This is a genomic window from Streptomyces sp. CWNU-52B, assembly GCF_047444975.1.
GTDB lineage: Bacteria > Actinomycetota > Actinomycetes > Streptomycetales > Streptomycetaceae > Streptomyces.
The window spans coordinates 315,738-333,792 of the sequence record NZ_JBLFJV010000011.1 but is presented as its reverse complement, the minus strand read 5'-3'; the positions used below and the strand labels follow the sequence as shown (position 1 = coordinate 333,792).

General features: G+C 71.6%; 15 protein-coding genes. 5 read left to right on the top strand and 10 right to left on the bottom strand.

The features are described 5' to 3' along the window. Positions 1–8: 8 nt before the first annotated feature. From ACLVWQ_RS14545 to ACLVWQ_RS14510, 8 genes are all read right to left on the bottom strand, one after another. Positions 9–1,505: a glycosyltransferase 87 family protein gene (locus ACLVWQ_RS14545; RefSeq protein ID WP_414109003.1), complete on the bottom strand. Its 1,497-nt coding sequence runs from the start codon at positions 1,503–1,505 to the stop codon at positions 9–11. Beyond that, positions 1,502–2,908, bottom strand: coding sequence for a polyprenol phosphomannose-dependent alpha 1,6 mannosyltransferase MptB (gene mptB, locus ACLVWQ_RS14540; protein ID WP_414109002.1), 1,407 nt, complete (start codon positions 2,906–2,908; stop codon positions 1,502–1,504). Before mptB ends, ACLVWQ_RS14545 begins: the two co-directional genes overlap by 4 nt. Positions 2,909–3,032: 124 nt before the next feature. Further along, positions 3,033–3,965: a glutaminase gene (locus ACLVWQ_RS14535; RefSeq protein ID WP_414109000.1), complete on the bottom strand. Its 933-nt coding sequence runs from the start codon at positions 3,963–3,965 to the stop codon at positions 3,033–3,035. A 281-nt stretch (positions 3,966–4,246) separates the two neighbouring features. Then, positions 4,247–5,305: an asparaginase gene (locus ACLVWQ_RS14530; protein WP_414109068.1), complete on the bottom strand. Its 1,059-nt coding sequence runs from the start codon at positions 5,303–5,305 to the stop codon at positions 4,247–4,249. Between the two features lie 59 nt (positions 5,306–5,364). Further along, entirely contained in the window at positions 5,365–6,108 is a 744-nt protein-coding gene (locus ACLVWQ_RS14525; RefSeq protein WP_414108999.1) for a FadR/GntR family transcriptional regulator, read from the bottom strand. A gap of 58 nt (positions 6,109–6,166) precedes the next feature. Then, positions 6,167–6,541 (bottom strand): fluoride efflux transporter CrcB, encoded by a 375-nt coding sequence (gene crcB, locus ACLVWQ_RS14520; RefSeq protein ID WP_414108998.1) that lies wholly within the window; start codon positions 6,539–6,541, stop codon positions 6,167–6,169. 19 nt (positions 6,542–6,560) lie between these two features. Then, a complete protein-coding gene (gene crcB, locus ACLVWQ_RS14515) occupies positions 6,561–7,046 on the bottom strand; it encodes a fluoride efflux transporter CrcB (RefSeq protein ID WP_414108997.1) in 486 nt (161 codons plus the stop codon). Positions 7,047–7,096: 50 nt separating this feature from the next. Next, a complete protein-coding gene (locus ACLVWQ_RS14510) occupies positions 7,097–7,492 on the bottom strand; it encodes a nuclear transport factor 2 family protein (protein ID WP_414109067.1) in 396 nt (131 codons plus the stop codon). A gap of 168 nt (positions 7,493–7,660) precedes the next feature. Between ACLVWQ_RS14510 and ACLVWQ_RS14505 the strand changes: the two genes are divergently transcribed. Further along, complete coding sequence (locus tag ACLVWQ_RS14505) at positions 7,661–9,175, top strand: AMP-binding protein (protein WP_414108996.1); 1,515 nt, start codon at positions 7,661–7,663, stop codon at positions 9,173–9,175. Between the two features lie 106 nt (positions 9,176–9,281). Here ACLVWQ_RS14505 and ACLVWQ_RS14500 read toward each other — a convergent pair whose 3' ends face one another. Next, on the bottom strand, positions 9,282–10,850 hold the full coding sequence (locus ACLVWQ_RS14500; RefSeq protein WP_414108995.1) for an arabinogalactan endo-beta-1,4-galactanase: 1,569 nt from the start codon (positions 10,848–10,850) through the stop codon (positions 9,282–9,284). A 217-nt stretch (positions 10,851–11,067) separates the two neighbouring features. Next, the gene (locus tag ACLVWQ_RS14495) at positions 11,068–13,101 is read right to left on the bottom strand and encodes a beta-galactosidase (protein ID WP_414108994.1); all 2,034 of its coding nucleotides are present in this window, start codon (positions 13,099–13,101) and stop codon (positions 11,068–11,070) included. A 184-nt stretch (positions 13,102–13,285) separates the two neighbouring features. On the opposite strand from ACLVWQ_RS14495, the gene ACLVWQ_RS14490 reads away from it, so the two are divergent. The 4 genes from ACLVWQ_RS14490 to ACLVWQ_RS14475 are packed head-to-tail and all read left to right on the top strand — an operon-like array spanning position 13,286 to position 17,464. Further along, the gene (locus tag ACLVWQ_RS14490; protein ID WP_414108993.1) at positions 13,286–14,614 is read left to right on the top strand and encodes an ABC transporter substrate-binding protein; all 1,329 of its coding nucleotides are present in this window, start codon (positions 13,286–13,288) and stop codon (positions 14,612–14,614) included. Continuing rightward, entirely contained in the window at positions 14,611–15,534 is a 924-nt protein-coding gene (locus ACLVWQ_RS14485; protein ID WP_414108992.1) for a carbohydrate ABC transporter permease, read from the top strand. The genes ACLVWQ_RS14490 and ACLVWQ_RS14485 overlap by 4 nt, the downstream gene beginning before the upstream one ends. Further along, complete coding sequence (locus ACLVWQ_RS14480; protein ID WP_414108991.1) at positions 15,531–16,436, top strand: carbohydrate ABC transporter permease; 906 nt, start codon at positions 15,531–15,533, stop codon at positions 16,434–16,436. Before ACLVWQ_RS14485 ends, ACLVWQ_RS14480 begins: the two co-directional genes overlap by 4 nt. Beyond that, complete coding sequence (locus ACLVWQ_RS14475) at positions 16,433–17,464, top strand: LacI family DNA-binding transcriptional regulator (RefSeq protein WP_414108989.1); 1,032 nt, start codon at positions 16,433–16,435, stop codon at positions 17,462–17,464. Before ACLVWQ_RS14480 ends, ACLVWQ_RS14475 begins: the two co-directional genes overlap by 4 nt. Positions 17,465–18,055: the final 591 nt, after the last annotated feature.

The following is an 18,055-nucleotide window of genomic DNA, read 5'->3' as shown; positions in this document are numbered from 1 at the left end:
ATGAACCCTCAGGAGGGCGGCGGGCTCGCCGTGTACGAGGAGGCGCGCTCGCTGCTCGACTGGGGCTTCGAGGCCGCGGGACGGGTCGATCCGGTCGGTTCGCTCCTGCCGCGTGCCGTGTCCCGGGGCGCCGCGGGACCGGCGGCCGCGGCGGGGCCGGGCTCCGGTACGACGGCCGCGCCGGAGGCCGGCCCCGTGGCACCGACCGTGGCACCGCCCGCGGACCGGGCCGCCGACGACGCCGCGGGTTCCCGTGCCTGGCTGGTGGTGGCGGGGACGCTGGCCGGCGCCGCCGGACTCGGCGCGGGCGCCGTGGCCCTGTTCCTGCGCGTCCGTGGCGGCCGGTCCCCCCAGGGCTGACCGGTGGACCGGCCCACGGGCAGCCCGAGCAGCAGGCCCAGGGTGATCCACACGTAGGTGTTGCTGCCGACGAAGCCGTCGACGCCCGACGCGTCGTCGAACCACAGCCATACGACGCTGCTGCACAGCAGGACGTACAGGCCCCCGGCGAGCCACAGCAGCCGTCCGCGGCGCAGGCCCGCCTCGACGAGGATCACCAGCGAGGGCAGCAGCCAGACGAGGTGATGCACCCAGGTGATGGGGCTGATGAGGCAGGCGACGAGGCCGGTGAGCGCGAAGGCGCCCAGGACGTCCCCCACGGCGAGTGCCCGGCGGGCGCGCCACACCCACACCCCGAGGACGGCCAGCGCCATGAGGGCCCAGACGGCGCGGCTCGGTTCGGCCGGGTCGGCGAGGCGCGCCAGTACGCCTTGCAGCGACTGGTTGGAGACATAGGCGAGCCGGCCGATACGGCTCGTGTCCCAGACCGCCTCGGTCCAGTAGAAGCGGGAGGCCTCGGGAGCGACGCACGCCGCGAACGCGGTGGCGGCCACCGCGACCCCCGTCGCCGTGCCCGCGGCGCGCGGGCGTCTGGCGAGCAGCAGCAGGACGATGAAGATCGCGGGCGTGAGTTTGACCGCCGCGGCGAGACCGATCCCGACGCCCGCCCAGCGGCTCCGTCCGCCGGCCGTCAGCCGGGCGTCGGCCAGGACGAGGGCCAGCAGCAGGAGGTTGACCTGCCCGAAGCTGAAGGTGTCGCGGACCGGTTCGAGGAGGGCGAGCAGGCAGACGCCCACGGCGAGCCCGAAGCGGCCGTACCGGCGCAGCCTTCGCCCGGTCAGGACGTACAGGACGTGCAGGACGAAGGCCGTCGCGGCAAGGTTGAGCAGCAGGCCCACGACGATCGCGGCACGCAGTCCGAGCAGGGCCATCGGCAGCATGCCGACCGCCGCGAACGGCGGATACGTGAAGCCGTACGCCGTCCCCGGCACCCGGTAGTCGTAGAGGTGGCCGCCGTGGTGGATCCAGGCGTCGACGGCCCCGTGGTAGACGCGCAGGTCGAACCAGTCCCGCAGCAGCGGCACGGTCGCGGTGAAGAGGACCACGGAGGTGGCCAGGACGAGGACGAACAGGATCCGCCCCCGGTCGCTGCGCGGCAGTCTCATGCGGTGTGCCCCAGGACGGGGGCGCTCGCCGTCTGGCGTGCCTGCCACAGGACGACCAGGGCGAGCATCCCGCCCGACACCGCCAGAGCCAGCTGGTCGCTGTCGGGCGGCGCGCCGCTGGGCAGCACGGCCAGCGCGAGGGCCCCGGTCACGGCGGCCACCCGGTGGCGTACGGAGGTGCTGGGCGCGGCCGCCGCGATGAGGAACAGGCCCCACAGCGCGTACCAGGGCCGGATCGCCGGGCCGAACACGGCCACCGCGGCCAGGCTGAGGCCCAGCGCGTAGACCGGGCTGACGCGGGGGCGGCGCAGACAGATGACGGCGATGACGACGGCGGTGAGTACGAGACCCAGCGCGTGCCAGGCGGGGACGGCGAGCGGGGCGAGATCACTGCCCGCCCGGTCGAGGAGGGCGCCGGTGGCCCGGCCCAGGACGCTGGTGGGCGACCAGTTGTGCGGGGACACGGGGGTCTTCAGCGCGCCGATCCACCCGTACCCCGTACCGGCCGCGGCCGTCGCGGCGACGGTGGTGGCCAGCGCGGCGGCCGCGGCGGTGACCGTGGACTTCAGCAGGCCCCGCCCGGCGTGTACCTGGAGGGCGACGACGGCCACCAGGCCGAGCGCGGCGGGGGCCTTGACCAGCGCGGCCAGGGTGACGAGGACCGCGCCCAGGACGGGCCACCGGCCGAGGGCGGCCACCAGGCCGGCGCCGAGCAGACCGAGCATGATGGCGTCGTTGTGCGCCCCGGCCACCAGGTGCAGCAGCACGAGCGGGTTGAGCGCGCCGAGCCACAGCGCGGCGGCGGGGTCGGCGCCGCTGTGCCGGGCGAGCCTGGGCAGGGCCGCCGCCATCAGTGCCACACCGAGCAGCGCGACGACCCGCATCCCGACCAGACCCGCGGGTACTTCGCCGCGCGTCAGACCGGACAGCGCGGAGGCGACGGCGAGGAACACCGGCCCGTACGGGGTCGCGGTCTGCCGCCACACCGGGGCCACCTCGTCGGCGAGCGGCCCGCCGAGCACCGCGGGGCCGTGCGTGTACACGTCCATGTGCGCGTCGACCATCGCGCCCTGGGCCAGATAGCTGTAGACGTCGCGGCTGAACAGGGGCGGCGCGAGCAGCAACGGGAGCGCCCACACGGCGAGTACGGCCAGCAGGGCTCGTGGGGTGGGCGGCTCGGGTCTCCGGATCACCCGGCCCAGCAGGGCCCAGGCGGCGATGAGCAGGACCACGCCGAAGTACACGCCGACCAGGCCGAGCGCCGCCTGTCCGGAGGCGAGCGACGGCAGTTCCCGTACGGGCAGGGCGCCGGCGCTCTCGCCGCCCGCCGCGAGGACGACCGAGCCCGCGAGCCCGAGCAGCTGACAGCGGCGCAGATCGACGGTGAACCCTTTGGCCGGCACGCGGCAAGTGTGTCGACGCGGGGTGGCCGGAAGGCGACGCGCCTGTCTCTTGGCGGCAGCCGCAGCATGACCGCCTGTCGACTCCGTCGGCTCCGTCGGCCTTCTCCGGTTGGTTCGGGGGCTCTCAGAACACCGACAGGCCCGTGATGGTCGTGAAGCGGTCCAGGGCGGTGACCGCGGCCACCGAGTTGCCGTGTTCGTCGAGGCCGGGGCTCCACGCGCAGATCGTGCAGCGGCCCGGGACGACGGCGATGACACCGCCGCCCACGCCGCTCTTGCCGGGCAGGCCCACGCGGTAGGCGAACTCGCCGGCCGCGTCGTACGTGCCGCAGGTGAGCATGATCGCGTTGACCTGCTTGGCCTGGCTCATCGTCAGGAGGCGGGTGCCGTCGGCCCGGATGCCGTGGCGGGCGAGGAAGCCGGTGGCGAGGGCGAGGTCGGCGCAGGACGCCTCGACGGAGCACTGGCGGAAGTACTCGCCGAGGAGGACCGGGACCGGGTTGCCGATGTTCCCGTACGCCGCCATGAAGTGGCCCAGCGCGGCGTTGCGGTCGCCGTGGGCGGACTCGGAGGCGGCGACGTCCTCGTTGACGGCGAGGTGGTCGTTGCCGCTCTCCGCGCGCAGGAAGTCGAGGAGGGTGCCGGATGCGTCGCCGGTACGGGAGTGGAGGCGGTCGGTGACGACGAGGGCGCCGGCGTTGATGAAGGGGTTGCGGGGGATGCCGTTCTCGTACTCCAGCTGGACCAGGGAGTTGAAGGGGTTGCCCGAGGGTTCGCGGCCGACGTGTTCCCAGAGTTCGTCGGCCTCGCGGGCCAGGTCCAGGGCGAGGGTGAAGACCTTGGTGATGGACTGTGCCGAGAAGGGCCGGCGCCAGTCGCCGACGCCGTACACCGTGCCGTCCAGTTCCGCGACGGCCATGCCGAACCGCTGGGGGTCGCAAGCCGCGAGTGCCGGGATGTAGTCGGCGGGGCGGCCGCGGGTGGGGGTTTTCTCGATCTCGGCGGCGATGCGGTCGAGGACGGGCTGGAAGGTGAGGGGCGAGCTCATGATCCCCATTCTGCGGGGCGCTTCGCGGGGGCGCGGTGGGATGAGGTGGGGTGAGGTGGGGTGGGTGGCTCGTGGGTGAGTGGGTGCGGGTGGGTGGGGGCTGGGCGCGCAGTTCCCCGCGCCCCTGAGTGAGTGGGGGTGCGGGATGTCGTCGCAGTGCGGGTTCGCTACGGCCGAGCACGCCGTTCCCCGCGCCCCCGGGTGAGTGGGGATGCGGGATGTCGTCGCAGTGCGGGTTCGCTACGGCCGAGCACGCCGTTCCCCGCGCCCCCGGGTGGGTGGGGGTGTCGTCAGCTTGTGGGGGCTGGGGGCTGTAGGGGGTCCAGGGCTCTGGTCGGGCGGATGTGGCCTACCACCTTGCCGCCTCCCAGGAGTGGTGCGCCGGCGAACTCCGTCAGGGCTGCGGGGTCCACACCGCAGCGGGACAGGGCCGCCGCGGTGACCGGTATGCGTGCGCGGTCCGCGCCGTCGGCGATCTTCACCGCGACGGCCCGGCCGTCCGGCAGCGCCGCGACCTGTACGCCCTCGAAGCCGTCCTTGGTCAGCAGCCCGGGTACGGCACGCATCAGCGCGGCGACGTCCCGGCCGGAGCCGGACGCCATCTCGGCGTGCTCGCGCATCGCGTCGGCCACCCGTGCCTCGGGCGTACCGGGCGGGGCGGTGGTGATCCGGGCCGCGGCGCGCGCGAGGCCGTGCAGCGAGACGGCGAACAGCGGGGCGCCGCAGCCGTCGACCGTGACCTGTGCGACCGCCTGGCCCGTCAGGTCCTCGACGATCTCCGCGATCGCCTGCTGGAGGGGATGCGCGGGGTCGAGGTAGTCGTCGAGCGGCCAGCCCCCGAGCCGCGCGGCGTAGAGCATCGCGGCGTGCTTGCCCGAGCAGTTCTGCGCGAGCCTCGACGGCAGCCGCCCCGCCCGGATCCAGTTCTCCCGGACGACCGGGTCGTAGGGCAGGTCGGGGACGTTGCGCAGGTCGTCCTCGGTGAGCCCGGCGAGTTCCAGGATCCGCCGGGTACCGGCGAGATGGCGCTCCTCGCCGGAGTGGCTGGCGGCGGCCAGGGAGAGCAGGTCGCCTTCGAGCGGCAGTCCGGCCCGCACCATGGCCACCGCCTGCACCGGCTTGAGCGCCGAACGCGGGTAGAAGGCCGCCTCGATGTCACCTATCTGCAGTTCCACGCTCCCGTCGGCGGCCAGCACGACCACCGAGCCGTAGTGGATGCCCTCGATGACACCTCCGCGCACGAGATGGGCGACCGGCGCGTGCAGGGGCTCCCGGACGGAGGGCGCGGCGGCGAGTGAACTCTCGTACCCGGCAGGGGCGTCCGGACCGACCGGCTCGCCCCGCCCCACCCGGCCTGTCCGTCCCGCCTGACCCTGCTGTCCTGCCTGTTCGTCGAGAGACTGCTCGTTCACGCCTGGGTTCCGCCTTCTGTGGGGGTGTCCGCATGGTCGGTGCGTTCCGGGCGCACGATCTCGGTGAGGGTCGTCCCGACGCGGTCGAGGTGGTGTGTCATCGCCTCGGTCGCGTCGTGCGCGCTGCCGCCGACGAGGGCGTCGACGATCGCGCGGTGTTCACGGTTGGACTGCTCGCGGCGGCCGCCCAGTTCGGTGAGGAACGCCGACTGTCGGGCCAGCGCGTCCCGGATCTCCTCGATCACGCGGCGGAAGACCGGGTTCCGGGCGGCCTGCGCCACGGCGAGGTGGAAGAGCGTGTCCATGGCCACCCACGCCATGGTGTCCCGCTCGCGCTCCATCCGGTCGAGGAGCTGGGTCAGCCGGTCCAGGTCCTCGGGCGTCCGGCGCACCGCCGCGTATCCGGCCACCGGGATCTCCACGTGCCGGCGGACCTCCATCAGGTCACTGGCCGTGTAGTCGCCGAACGTGGGGTCCTCGACGGTTCCGGCCGACACGACGAACGTGCCCTTTCCGGTCCGGGACACGGTGAGCCCCATCGTCTGCAGGGCGCGCAGAGCCTCCCGCAGCACGGGCCGGCTGACCTCCAGCCGTCGGCACAGCTCCGCCTCGGAGGGCAGCTTGTCCCCCACGGCGTACTCACCGCGCTCGATGGCACCACGGAGGTGCCCGAGCACGGCTTCCATGGCACTGACACGCCTCGGCCGCGAGTCAGCTGTCTGGCTGTCTGACAGGTTCACATAGTTGATCGTGCGGGGTACCGGGAAGGAAAGTCAAGACGGGCCTCCCGGGCCCCGGCTACGCCCAGATCGCCTCGGCCAGCGCGACCCCCGCGAACGCCGCCCCGAGCCCCGCGAGGACGCTCGCGGTCGCGTTGAGGGCGGCCTGGAGCCGGGCGCCGCCCTCGGCCAGCCGCAAGGTCTCGTACGAGAACGTCGAGTACGTGGTGAGCGCCCCGCACAGGCCCGTGCCGAGCAGCAGTTGGAGGTGTGACGACGCCGCCCCCGCCACGGCCGCGCCGGTCAGCGTGCCCAGGACCAGGCAGCCGACGACGTTCACGGTGAAGGTGCCCCAGGGGAAGGCCGAGTCGTGCCGGGACTGCACCGCGCGGTCGGTGAGATAGCGCAGGGGTGCGCCGACCATGCCCCCGGCGATCACCAGCAGCCAGTTCACTTGCTGCTCCCCTCGGCCGTCATCGGCTCCACCGGACCGACACCCGGCGCGTCAGCGCGACCGCCAGGGACACCGCGGCGAGCGCCGCCACGAGGGTGAGGGCGAGGTAGGCGAGAGCGGTGCGGGGGCGGCCGTCGCCGATCAGCCTCTCGATGTCGACGGCGTACGTCGAGAAGGTGGTGAAGCCGCCGAGCACCCCGGTGCCGAAGAAGGGGCGGACCAGCCGGTGGGCCGCCCACACGTCGGTGATCACGACCATGAGGACACCGATGGCGAAGCACCCGACGACATTGACCCAGAACGTGGTCCACGGGAAGCCGCCCGCCTGGGCGGGCCAGAGCAGCGCGGCCCCGTAGCGCGCCGACGCTCCGGCCGCGCCGCCCACCGCGACCACCGTCACGACCGGCCCCTGCCCCCGCCACTGCCCCTGTCGGGCCGGCGACGGTCCGGCGGGCGCGAGGAGTTCCGCGGGTTCGTCCGCCGGCTCCGAGTGGGGGCTGGTCATGGGGCTCATGTCTCCTGGTCGGGGCAGGAGGACAGGCTAACTCCCGGCGGTCAGGACGCGCCCGACGCCTCCTCGGTGACGGCGTCGAAGCGGGCCGCCATCGCCGCCTGGAGCGCGTTGGCCGCCGACAGCGGGCGGACCATGACGGTGAAGTCGTCGATCAGGCCGCTCTCGTCGAAGCGCAGGAAGTCGCAGCCCTGGATGGCACGGTCCCCCACCCGGGCCTCGAAGACGAGGGCCAGGTCACGCCCGCCGGGGTCGGCGATCTCCCGGACGTAGCGGAAGTCCTCGAACACTTCGATGACGGCGCCCAGGATCGCCGAGGTGATCGCCTTTCCGGCGTACGGCTTGAAGACCACCGGGCTGGTGAACACGACATCCTCGGAGAGCAGGTCGACGACGGCCGCGTGGTCGCCGTCCTCGACCGCCTTGCGGAAGGGGTGCATCATCCACCTCTTGATCTCTCTGACTCATACTCAACATGTTGATTAGGTGCGTCCGACAGTACTCCGCGACCGCGCCGATCCGCAACGGGTACGGAAGGGGGTACGCAGGAGGGGGTACGGAGGGAGTCCGGCGAGGTAGGAAGGAGTCACCGACCCGGAGGTGCTGTCGTGTACTACCCGCTGACCGTCCGTGACTTCCTCGACCGTGCCGCCCACGCGTATCCGGACCGCGTCGCCGTCGTCGACGAACCGGAACAGCCGGGGCCGAGCCTCGGCGAACCGACCTACCGGCAACTCGCCGCGCTCGCCCGCGCCCAGGCGGCCAGGCTCGACGAGCTGGACGTCCCGGTGGGCGGCCGGGTCGCGGTGATCTCGCAGAACTCGGCACGGCTGCTGACCTCCTTCTTCGGCGTCTCCGGCTGGGGGCGCGTCCTGGTCCCGGTGAACTTCCGGCTCACCGGGGCGGAGATCGACTACATCGTCCGGCACTCCGGCGCCTCCGTCGTCTACGCGGACGCCTCCTGCGCGGACGTGCTCGACACGCTCGACGTCAAGCACAAGTTCGTCCTCGGCGCGAACGACGAGGACCTCTTCCTGCCCGGCGCCGAGCCCCGGGAGTGGGCCGACCCGGACGAGGGCGCGACGGCCAGCATCAACTACACGTCCGGAACGACCGCCCGCCCCAAGGGAGTTCAGCTCACCCACCGCAATCTGTGGCTGAACTCGACCGTGTTCGCACTGCACACCACGATCAGCGACCGTGACGTCTATCTGCACACCCTCCCGATGTTCCACGCCAACGGCTGGGGCATGCCGTACGGCGTCACCGGGGTCGGCGCCCGGCACATCGTGCTCCGCCAGATCGACGGGGCCGAGATCCTGCGCCGTGTCGAGCGGCACGGCGTCACCCTGATGTGCGCGGCGCCCGCCGTCCTGAACGCCGTGCTCGACGCGGCCGCCGCCTGGGAGGGCGAGGTCCCCGGCCGCGACCGGGTCCGTATCGTCTGCGCGGGCGCACCGCCCCCGACCCGCACGATCGAGCGCGTGATGGCCGAACTGGGCTGGGAGTTCATCCAGATCTACGGGCTCACCGAGACCTCACCGCTCGTCACGGTCAACCGCCACCGCGCGGAGTGGGACGGCCTGGAGCCCGCCGAGCGCGCCCGCAGGCTCGGGCGGGCGGGGGTGCCCGCGCTCGGCGTACGTGTCGAGGTGGACGTCGACGGGGAGGTGCTGACCGCGTCGAACCACAACCTCGACGGTTACTGGGAGCAGCCCGAGGAGACGGCCGAGGCGCAGGCGGGGAACTGGTTCCACACCGGGGACGGCGGATACCTCGACGACGACGGCTACCTGGTGATCTCCGACCGCAAGAAGGACGTCATCATCTCCGGCGGCGAGAACGTCTCGTCGATCGAGGTGGAGGACGTGCTCACCTCGCATCCGGCGGTGCGCGAGGTGGCGGTGATCGGCATTCCGGACGCCAGGTGGGGCGAGCTGGTGACCGCGCTCGTGGTGGCGGACGGATCCGGGGTCACCGCCGAGGAGCTGATCGCCCACTGCCGTACGCGGCTCGCCGGGTTCAAGACGCCCAAGCGGGTCGACTTCGTGGAGTCGCTGCCGCGTACGGCGACCGGGAAGCTGCAGAAGTTCAAGCTGCGCGAGCCGTTCTGGCGGGAGTGACCGACAGGGCCGTACCGAAGGGTGTGCGGTGTGCCGGAAGCCGGGTCGCTTCCGGCACACCTCACCTCGGGCGTCCTGAGTGCGTCCGCAGGGCGCCCTCAGTCCGTCACCGGTGGCTGAACCACGCCATCGCCGGCAGCGCCCTGTCGTCGTAGCCGAACAGCGCCTGGTTCTCCCAGCCGTTGCCGGACGAGGGGTCCGTCGGGTCCCAGCCGTTGCCGGTCACCGCGGTCCAGGTGGACTCCCAGTAGAAGACGCCGAGGCCGCGGCCGTTCGGAACGGCCTCCACGATGCTCGCCACGTCCTTCATCCACTGTGTCTGGCCCGCCGTCGAGGCGGCATAGCCGGGGACGAGTTCACCGGACAGGTCGATGATGTTCTCGGTCGGGTCCTCGCTGTCCAGCCGGAAGGGGTAGGCCGTCTCGGCGAGGTACACGGGCTTGCCGTAGCGGGACGCCGCGTCGTCCAGGGTGGTCTGGAACTCGGCGAGCGTGCCGTGCCAGTAGCCGTAGTACGACAGGCCGACGACGTCGAACCTCACCCCGTTCGAGACCGCGTTGTCGAACCACCAGCGGGTGCCCGCGAGGTCACCGCCCTCGGCGAGGTGCAGCGCCACGCTCGTACCCGAGTTGACGGCCTTGACCGCGTCGTAGCCCGAGTTGAGCAGCCCGGCGAGCTGCGACCAGTTCGAGGTGGAGCCCTCGTTCCAGAGCATGCCGCCGTTGATCTCGTTGCCGACCTGCACCATGTCGGCCGTGGTGCCCTGGGCCTTCAGGGCGTTCAGCACGTCGTACGTGTGGTTGTAGACGTCTGTCCTGAGCTGGCTGTAGGAGTGTCCGGCCCAGGCGGCCGGCTTGCCCTGGGCGCCCGGGTCGGCCCAGGTGTCCGAGTAGTGGAAGTCGACGAGGAGCTTCATGCCCTGCGCCTTGACGCGCTTGGCGACGGCGAGGACGTGCGCCTTGTCGTTGTAGCCGTCGGCGGGGTTCACCCACACCTTGAGGCGGGCGTAGTTCTGCCCCGCGGACCGGAGAATGGCGAGGGCGTCGCCGGTCGTGCCGGAGCTGTTCCGGTAGACCCCGCCCTTGGCCTCGCTCTTGGCGAGTGACGACACATCAGAACCCTTGACGGACAGCCCTGTCGAGCCGGGCGCGAAGGTCAGGTCGTCGACGTTGATCCAGTTGCCCGCCCTGGCGTCGGAGTTGACGCTGATCGTGCACTGGTTGCCGGTCACCGCGACGGAGGTGACGATCCGGATCCACCCGGTGGACTCGACGGGGAGGTCCGTGCGCTGTTCCGCGCTCCCGCAGTTCTTGAGCGCGAGGTACGCGGCGTTCTGGCCGCCGCCCGACCGGACCCAGGCGGTGAGCTTGTAGGTGCCGTTGGTGAGGCCGGAGAGGTACTGGTACGTCTCCACCTTGTACGCGGCGGCGGAGTAGTGCGTCAGCCGGTAACTCCCGGTGCGGCCACCGGACTCGGTGAACGAGGCGGCGTTCTGGCCGCCCGCCGAGTAGGTCGACCAGCCGGCCGGGGTCGCCGTGCCGGTGCCGTCCGACTCGAAGCCGGGGTTGGTGAGGGTGCTTGCCGCGGTTGCGCTCGGCGCGGGCAGCAGGGTGAGGGCGAGGCCGGCTGCCAGCGGCAGCAGCAGGGCCTTGAGTGTGCGTCTGGGATGGAACATCGTCGTCCGTTGTCCCTTCGACGTGGTCGTGATGGTGGATGTGTGCCCCGGGTCGGGGCTGGGGGATTTCGCCCCGCCGCCCCTTCCCGTCCGTCCCTGGGGGCTGCGCCCCCAGACCCCCGCCAAAAGATTGCGCAGTTCCCCGCGCCCCTTGAGGTAGGCACGCCCAGGGGCGCGGGGAACTGCGCAACGGGGGTTCGGGGGCGGAGCCCCCGAGTCAGTCGTCGAGCCGCACGACCCGCACGGCCCCCGCGGGCACCGCCAGCCGCCCCGCGGCCCGCTCCCCGGTCAGCAACTCCGTGCCGTGCGCGTCGAGCGGCACCTTGACCTCGGCACCGGAGTGGTTGATCGCGAAGAGGAACGAACCCGACTCCCCCACCCGCCGCACCACTTCGACGTCCCGCGGCAGATCCCCCCGCGACGCGATCCCCGCGTCGTCGGCCGCCCACCCGATCAACGCGTCGAGCCCCTGGCCCCCGAGCCGCGTGGACACGTACCACGCGCTGCCCTCCCCCAGACCGTGCCGGGTGACCGCCGGACGGCCGGCGGCGAGCCCGTCGGCGTACGTCCACACGGTCTCGGCACCGCGCGGCACCACGAACTCGCTCCACACGTCACCGGCGAGTTCGGACCCGTCGGGGCCGGTGATGCGCACCCGCTCTCCGGCCAGCAGCGGCGAGAACTCCTCGACGGTCAGGCCGAGTACGTCGCGCAGCGGTCCGGGGTACGGGCCGTCGTGCACGGCGTCGTGCTCGTCCACGATGCCGGAGAAGTAGGAGACGACGAGCGTGCCGCCGCCTTCGACGTACCGCTCCAGGTTCCGCCCGGCGGCCTCCGTCATCAGGTAGAGGGCCGGTACGACGACCAGGGGGTAGGCCGACAGGTCGGCCTCCGGGTGGGCGAAGTCGACCGTGAGATGGCGGTCGTAGAGGGCCTCGTAGAAGGCGTCGGCGCGCTCACGCGGGTCGTGGTCCTCGCTGGGCCGCCACTGGAGGTTCTGCGCCCACCAGGAGTGCCAGTCCCACAGGACGGCGGCGTCGGCCCGGGTGCGGGTGCCGCGGACCGGACTCAACGCGCCGAGGGACGCGCCGAGTTCGACCACTTCACGCCAGACACGCGAGTCCGTGCCGGCGTGCGGCAGCATCGCGGAGTGGAACTTCTCCGCGCCACGCCGCGACTGCCGCCACTGGAAGAACATCGCGCCGTCGGAACCCCGGGCCACATGGGCGAGGGAGTTGCGGGCCATCTGTCCCGGCGCCTTCGCGGGGTTGCGGGCCTGCCAGTTGACCCCCGACGTGGAGTGTTCGAGCAGCAGCCAGGGGGCGCCGCCCGCCACGGAGCGGGTGAGGTCGGCGGCCATCGCGAGGTTCACCTGCGTACGGCGCCCGTCGGTGATCAGGTAGTGGTCGTTGCTGACCAGGTCGACCTCGCGGCCCCAGGCCCAGTAGTCGACGGAGTCGCACTGGCTGAGGGCGGTCATGAAGTTCGTGGTGACCGGGATGCCCGGCGCCAGGCGGTGCAGGATGTCCCGCTCGGCCACGAAGTTCTCGCGCATGGTGGCGTCGGCGAACCGCTTGTAGTCGAGTGCCTGGGCCGGATTGCCGACCGTCGGCGCCGACCGGGGCGGGTTGATCTGGTCGAGGTCCGCGTACCGCTGGCCCCAGAACGCCGTGCCCCAGGCCTCGTTGACCGCGTCGACCGTCCCGTACGTCCCGGCGAGCCAGCGCCGGAAGTGCGCGGCGCAGTTCTCGCAGTAGCAGGCCGAGACCGGGACGCCGTACTCGTTGTGGACGTGCCACAGGGCGAGCGCGGGGTGTGCGGCGTACCGGGTGGCGAGCTGCGTGGTGATGTTCGCGGCGGCCGACCGGTAGTGCGGGTCGCTGTGGCAGATGGCGCCGCGCGAGCCGAACTCGTAGCGGGTGCCGTCGGCGGCCACCGGCAGCGCCTCGGGGTGCGCGCGGTAGAACCAGGCGGGGGGCGCCACGGTCGGGGTGCCGAGGTCGGCACGTATCCCGTTCTCGTGCAGCAGGTCCAGGACCCGGTCGAGCCAGCCGAAGTCGTAGGTGCCCGGTGAGGGCTCCAGGAGGGCCCAGGAGAAGATGCCGACGCTGACCATCGTGACGCCGGCCTCGCGCATCAGCCGGACGTCCTCGTGCCAGACCTCCTGCGGCCACTGCTCGGGGTTGTAGTCCCCACCGAAGGCGAGCCCGGTGAGGCCCTCGGGGGTGGTGTCCGGCGTGGACTCCGGCATGGATTGTCTCCCGGTCGGTCGAACATATGGGAACGTGCACACACATTGCCAGCGGTGCGAGGCCAACATAACCGCAGAGCAACAACCATTGACAAGTGTCCAGGATGTTTCTCTACTGTGAACGCTCACAGAAGCATGGCAGGCCTCCGCAGCAGGCGGGGACCACGGTCAGGGAGATACATCCATGCCACAAACGAAGCAGCGCCGCCTCGTGACCCTCGCGGTCGCCGTCACGCTCGGCGCCGGCGCACTCGCAGCCTGCGGGTCCTCCGACGACTCCGGCAAGGACGACGAGGCCGGCTCGGGACCGGTCTCGCTGACGTACTGGTCCTGGACGCCGGGCATGGACAAGGTCGCCGACCTGTGGAACAAGGGCCAGGGCAAGAAGGACCAGATCACGGTCACGGTCAAGAAGCAGGCCTCCGGCGACACCCTGGTCACCAAGATCCTCACCGCGCACAAGGCCAAGAAGGCCCCGGACCTGGTCCAGGCCGAGTACCAGGCCCTGCCGACGCTGGTCAGCAATGACGCGCTCGCCGACATAGCCGGCGACGTCGACGGGGTGAAGGACAAGTTCGCCGAGGGCGTCTGGCAGCAGACCACCCTGGGTTCGGACGCGGTGTACGCGATCCCGCAGGACTCCGGGCCGATGATGTTCTACTACCGCGAGGACCTGTTCAAGAAGTACGGCCTCGAAGTCCCCCAGACATGGGAGCAGTTCGCCGAGACCGCCCGCGCGCTGAAGAAGAAGTCGCCGGACACGGACCTGACCACCTTCTCCGCCAACGACTCCGGGCTCTTCGCCGGTCTCGCTCAGCAGGCCGGTGCCAAGTGGTGGACCACCGAAGGCGACCGGTGGAAGGTCGGCATCGACGACGCGGCGTCGCGGAAGGTCGCCGACTTCTGGGGCGGTCTCGTCGAGGAGGGCGCGATCGACAACCAGCCGATGTACACGCCCGCCTGGAACAAGGCGCTGAACACCGGCAAGCAGATCGCCTGGGTGAGCGCGGTCTGGGCGCCGGGCACCCTCACCACCGCCGCGCCCGACACCGAGGGCAAGTGGGCGATGGCCCCGCTGCCGCAGTGGTCCGCCACGGACGATGTCACGGGCAGCTGGGGCGGTTCGTCCACCGCCGTCACCACGGACTCCTCGCACAAGTCGGCCGCCGCGAAGTTCGCCACCTGGCTGAACACGGACCCCCAGGCGCTGACCGCGCTCGCGAAGGAGGGCGGCATCTACCCGGCGGCCACGACCGCGCAGACCAGCGGCGCCTTCGCCGAGCCGCCGGCGTACTTCGCGAACCAGCCGGACTTCTACACCCGGGCCGCCGCCATCGCGAAGACCGCCGCGCCCTCCGCGTGGGGTCCGAACGTGAACGTCGCGTACACCACGTTCAAGGACGCCTTCGGGTCTGCCGCCAAGAACAAGTCGGACTTCGGCGACGCCCTGAAGAAGATGCAGGACGACACCGTCGCCGACCTCCAGAAGCAGGGCTTCGAGGTCGCGGAGTGACAAGCGCACGCCGGAAGGCTTACGGGGTCAAGGGCGCCCCGTACGCCTTCCTCCTCCCCGCGACCGTCCTGTTCGCGCTCTTCTTCGCGCTGCCCATCGGCTACGCGGTCTGGCTCAGCCTGCACAAGGTCCAGGTCAAAGGGCTGGGACTCGGTACCGGAGCCCGTAAGGAGGTCTGGGCGGGGCTGGAGAACTACACCGACTCCCTCACCGACTCCGAACTGCTCGACGGGGCACTGCGCGTGCTCGGGTACGGCGCCATCGTGGTCCCGGTGATGCTCGGACTCGCGCTGCTCTTCGCTCTGATGCTCGACACCGACCGGGTCCGCCTCGCGCCGTTCACCCGCCTCGCGATCTTCCTGCCGTACGCCGTCCCCGGTGTCGTCGCGGCGATGCTCTGGGGCTTCCTCTACCTGCCGGACGTCAGCCCCTTCTACTTCGTCCTCGACAAGCTGGGCCTGCCGCAGCCGGACCTGCTGGACGGCGGGCCGCTGTACGGCGCGCTGTCCAACATCGCGGTGTGGGGCGGCACCGGGTTCAACATGATCGTCATCTACACCGCGCTGCAGTCCATCCCGGCCGAGGTGTACGAGGCGGCGAAGCTGGACGGCGCCACCCCGCTGCAGACCGCGATCAGGATCAAGATCCCGATGGTGGCGCCCTCGCTGGTGCTCACCTTCTTCTTCTCGATCATCGCGACGCTCCAGGTGTTCAGCGAGCCGACGACTCTCAAGCCCCTCACCAACTCCGTCTCCACGACCTGGAGTCCGCTGATGAAGGTGTACCAGGACGCCTTCGGCAAGGGCGACATCCACTCGGCGGCGGCGACCGCGGTGCTCATCGCCCTCGTCACACTGGCCCTGTCCTTCGGCTTCCTGCGCGCCGCGAACTCCCGTACCAAGCAGGAGGCAGCACGATGAGTTCTCTTGCCGTCCGCAGGGCGGACCCGGCGGCCGGCACCACGCCCGGCACCGCCCAGGGGCCGCCGCCGCGCCGCCGGATCGCCCTCGTCCCGACCCTGACCCTGCTGATCGGCGCGGTCTACTGTCTGCTCCCGGTGGCCTGGGTGGTGATCGCGGCGACCAAGTCCGGCAGCGAGCTGTTCTCGACGTTCACGTTCCTGCCGGGTTCGGGCTTCACCCAGAACGTCTCCGACCTCAACGCCTACCGCGACGGCGTGTACTGGAAGTGGATGGGCAACTCCGCGCTCTACGCGGGTCTCGGCGCCCTGCTGTCGACGGTCGTCTCGGCGTTCAGCGGATACGCCCTCGCCATCTACCGCTTCCGCGGCCGTGAGAGCGTCTTCAACATCCTGATGGCGGGCGTGCTGATGCCGCCGGTGATCCTCGCGATCCCGCAGTACCTCCTGATGGCCAAGGCCGACCTCACGGATTCCTACGCGTCCGTGCTGCTGCCGCTGATCCTGTCCCCGTACGGTGTGTACCTCGCGCGGATCTACGCCGCCGCGGCCGTGCCCACCGACGTCGTCGAGGCGGGCCGGATGGACGGGGCGAGCGAGTTGCGGATCTTCACCCGGATCGCGCTGCCGATGATGGTGCCCGGCCTGGTCACGGTCTTCCTGTTCCAGTTCGTGGCGGTGTGGAACAACTTCCTGCTGCCGTACATCATGCTCAGCGACGACGAGAAGTTCCCGATCACCCTGGGGTTGTTCACCCTCCTCGAACAGGGCTCCAACACCCCGGCCCTCTACACGCTGGTGATCACCGGCGCGCTGCTCGCGGTGATCCCGCTCGTCGCGCTCTTCCTGGTCATCCAGCGGTTCTGGAGTCTCGATCTTCTCTCGGGAGCCGTAAAGTCGTGACCATGAGTCAATCGGGGGGCCGACGCCGGCCGCCGACCATTCACGATGTCGCGCGCGAGGCGGGAGTCTCCCGAGGGACCGTGTCGCGCGTCCTCAACGGCGGCCACTATGTGAGTCCCGGTGCCCAGGAGGCGGTCAACGCCGCCATCCGCAGGACGGGTTACGTCGTGAACCGGCACGCCCGCTCGCTGATCACCGGACGCTCGGACTCCATCGGCTTCCTGCTCACCGAGCCCCAGGAGCGGTTCTTCGAGGACCCCAACTTCAATGTCCTGCTGCGCGGTTGTACGCAGGCGCTCGCGGCGCACGACATCCCGTTGCTGCTGATGCTGGCGGGCACCGAGGACGAGCGGCGCCGCATCACGCGGTACATCACCGCGGGGCATGTGGACGGGGTGCTGCTGGTCTCCAGCCACTCCGGCGACCCGGTGGCCGAGCAGCTGCGCGACGCGGGGGTGCCGCTGGTCCTGTGCGGCAAGCCCATCGGGGTCGGCTCCAAGATCAGTTACGTGGCCGCGGACGACCGGGACGGCGCCCGTGACATGGTGCGCCATCTGGTGTCGCTCGGCCGGCGCCGGGTGGGCATGGTGACCGGGCCGCTGGACACCCCCGGCGGTGTCGAGCGGCTGGCCGGCTACCGGGAGGTGCTCACCGAGTCGGGCATCGAGCTGGACGAGCGTCTCGTCGTGTCCGGCGACTACAGCCGGGCCAGCGGTGAGGCGGGCGCCGAGCTCCTGCTGGAGCGGGCTCCCGACATGGACGCCGTCTTCGTGGCCTCCGACCTGATGGCGCAGGGCGTGCTGAGCACGCTGCACCGGGCGGGCCGGAGCGTTCCCGGGGACGTCGCGGTGGGCGGCTTCGACGACTCCTCCGCGGCGCTCGCGTCGAGCCCCGAGCTCACCACGATCCGCCAGCCCTACGACCGCATCAGTTCCGAGATGGTCCGGGTGCTGCTCGCACAGATCGGCGGGGACGACCCGGCGGCGGTGATCCTGCCGACGGAACTCGTGAAGCGCCAGTCGACCTGATGCCGCGGGGCGGGTGCGCGGTGGCCGACGTCGTCGTCGCGGTGCCCGCCCGCCGTCCGGGCTGCTCGGACCGGTGGCCCTGAGCCTGCGACGGCACACCGCACGGTCGACGGCGCCCGCCACCCGCCCCGTGACCGGTGCCACCGCCGTGCGGCTCGGCGTCGAGGCCCCGCCGCCGAGGCCGAGCTCGCGAAGAACGCGTACGCCGCGTCCGTGACTCCGGTCCCCCCTCGTCTGCCGCCGGGGCGACACCGCCCGCCTCGCGGGCAGCGGCCCCATCCGGCCAGTGCGTGCTTGCCCGGATGGGCCATGCCCCTCCCGTACGACGCCGCTCACGGCCTCCCCGCAGTCCGTACGAGCCTGCCGGGAGGCCGCACATGAAGCCGCACATTCAGGTGGCCTGTACACTGAGTGACTGCGAAGGGGAGTAGTCCTGCGAACCGGTCGTCGACACACTGGAACCCTCGGGTTCCCGGTGGCCGGGCCCGTGTGATCACACGGGTGGACGAGACCTTCGGCCAGGCATCGATGTGCCCGCGATCCCGCGGCGCACCCGACATGCCGGGCCGATCGGTTCTCCCGTCGCCCCAG

Coding starts and splice junctions, on each gene's coding strand:
- ACLVWQ_RS14545 (WP_414109003.1), bottom strand. CDS start 1,505: ATGAGACTGCCGCGCAGCGACCGGGGGCGGATCCTGTTCGTCCTCGTC.
- ACLVWQ_RS14535 (WP_414109000.1), bottom strand. CDS start 3,965: ATGGGGATCATGAGCTCGCCCCTCACCTTCCAGCCCGTCCTCGACCGC.
- crcB (WP_414108997.1), bottom strand. CDS start 7,046: ATGACCAGCCCCCACTCGGAGCCGGCGGACGAACCCGCGGAACTCCTC.
- ACLVWQ_RS14510 (WP_414109067.1), bottom strand. CDS start 7,492: ATGCACCCCTTCCGCAAGGCGGTCGAGGACGGCGACCACGCGGCCGTC.
- ACLVWQ_RS14500 (WP_414108995.1), bottom strand. CDS start 10,850: ATGTTCCATCCCAGACGCACACTCAAGGCCCTGCTGCTGCCGCTGGCA.
- ACLVWQ_RS14495 (WP_414108994.1), bottom strand. CDS start 13,101: ATGCCGGAGTCCACGCCGGACACCACCCCCGAGGGCCTCACCGGGCTC.
- ACLVWQ_RS14490 (WP_414108993.1), top strand. CDS start 13,286: ATGCCACAAACGAAGCAGCGCCGCCTCGTGACCCTCGCGGTCGCCGTC.
- ACLVWQ_RS14480 (WP_414108991.1), top strand. CDS start 15,531: ATGAGTTCTCTTGCCGTCCGCAGGGCGGACCCGGCGGCCGGCACCACG.